The sequence below is a fragment of the Burkholderia sp. Ac-20392 genome (genome assembly GCF_017104585.1).
In the GTDB taxonomy this organism is placed as follows: Bacteria; Pseudomonadota; Gammaproteobacteria; order Burkholderiales; family Burkholderiaceae; genus Burkholderia; species Burkholderia lata.
The window spans coordinates 1-1,618 of the sequence record NZ_JAAGPB010000921.1 but is presented as its reverse complement, the minus strand read 5'-3'; the positions used below and the strand labels follow the sequence as shown (position 1 = coordinate 1,618).

Genomic DNA, 1,618 nt, shown 5'->3' with positions numbered 1-1,618 from the left:
CGTCCGGCTGGGTACCGGCCTCCTCCGGGCGCCCGGCCGTATCCGGCGCGGCGCCGTCGATTTCGCCTGTCGCGACGACGGCCTCGGCTGCGACGGCCGCATCGGGTACGGGCAGCGGCATCGCGACGACGATGCCCGCATGCTCCGCGTCGAACAGTTCGCGCGCCGTGACACCCGGCGCAAACGCCTTCGTGCGCGACGCGACGACGCGCCTGCCGTGCGCATTCGACTCGACCCACGTCCACCAGCTCGCGCCGGGGCTCAACTCGGCCTCCTCGATCTGGCACGGCTCGATCGTCACGCGCTCGTGGCCGCGGCGCATCCGGACCTGCGGGCAGATCCGCCACGCGCGCACGAGTTCGGCGCCGAAATCGCGCTGTGCGCCCCGGGCGCGACTCGCAGCCTTGACCGGCCACCCTTCCAGCGACAGCGACAACACGATTTCCAGCACACGCGACATGGAGGCTCCTGCACATGAAGAATCGCCGGCGCATCGATCGCGCCGGCGTCACCCGTGAAGCTGCTTCCATAGTACACGTCGCCAAAACTCGCAGGCGACGATCTGGCCCTGTCGTGCTGTCGCAGGTCAAACGGCGTATTGCGCGAGGCCGTTGCCGAACGACCAGTCCTCCTTCAGTACCTCGACAAGACTGATGAATACGTCCTGCTGCCGCACGCCGGGCTGCTGCGCGAGGTTGTCCGCGATCGCCCGGTACAGCGCCCGCTTCTGCTCGAGCGTGCGCGTGTTGTTCGCGGTGATCTGGATCATCACGAGATCGTCGCTGCGTTCGATATCGAGGTAGTGACGACCGAACACGAAGTTCTCGGCCGCATGCTCGGTGACGACCATGAAGATGTCGTCCTCGGGCACGTTGAACGTGTGCATCAGCGCGCGATGCACGCCGTCGACGAGCGCCGCACGGTAGGCGGCCGGCTTGCCTTCGCGGACTGCGATACGGGTGAAGGGCATGGTCCTGCTCCTGTCGGTGAAGTTGACGTTGAAGAACGGAAACACAGCGTCAGGTTAGGCTCGCCGAACTATAATGAACAGTCATTGATGAATATTTCATCCATTTACATTGAAAATGAAAGTCCTTGACCTCGATGCCGTCCGCGCGTTCGTGCTGGTCGCCGATCTCGCCAGCTTCACGCGCGCCGCCGATGCGCTCGGCACCACGCAATCGGCCGTCAGCCTGAAGCTGAAGCGGCTGGAAGCCCACCTCGGCAAGCCGCTGCTCGCGCGCACGCCGCGCGTCGTCAAGCTGGCCGCCGACGGCGAGAATTTCCTGCCGGCCGCCCGTGCGCTGCTCGACGCGCACGATCACGCGCTGGGCGCGATCTCGGCCGGCACGCATCGGCTGTCGCTCGGCGTCAGCGAGCATGTCGCCGTGCCCGACCTGCCGGCGGTGCTCACGAGCCTGCACCGGCAGGATCCGGGGTTGTCGCTCGAAATGCATCTCGGCACGTCGACGAACCTGCTCGCGCAATACGACGAACGCCGGTTCGACGCGGTGATCGTGCGGCACGAGCCGGGCGAAGACCCGCCGCGCGAAGACGGCACGCTGCTGTTCTCCGAACCGCTGGCCTGGCTCGCCGCGCCGGACTGGGTGCCGCGCGA

Annotated in this window: 2 protein-coding genes and 1 pseudogene; 1 reads left to right on the top strand and 2 read right to left on the bottom strand. The window is 66.9% G+C overall.

Features of this window, described 5'->3' with window-relative positions:
• A pseudogene (locus G3N99_RS39730) lies at positions 1 to 460 on the bottom strand (CHAD domain-containing protein); the annotation flags it as partial.
• 126 nt (positions 461 to 586) lie between these two features.
• Complete coding sequence (locus tag G3N99_RS39725) at positions 587 to 970, bottom strand: tautomerase family protein (protein ID WP_011355834.1); 384 nt, start codon at positions 968 to 970, stop codon at positions 587 to 589.
• 115 nt (positions 971 to 1,085) lie between these two features.
• On the opposite strand from G3N99_RS39725, the gene G3N99_RS39720 reads away from it, so the two are divergent.
• On the top strand, positions 1,086 to 1,618 hold a 533-nt coding region (locus tag G3N99_RS39720; protein ID WP_206125133.1), incomplete at its 3' end, for a LysR family transcriptional regulator.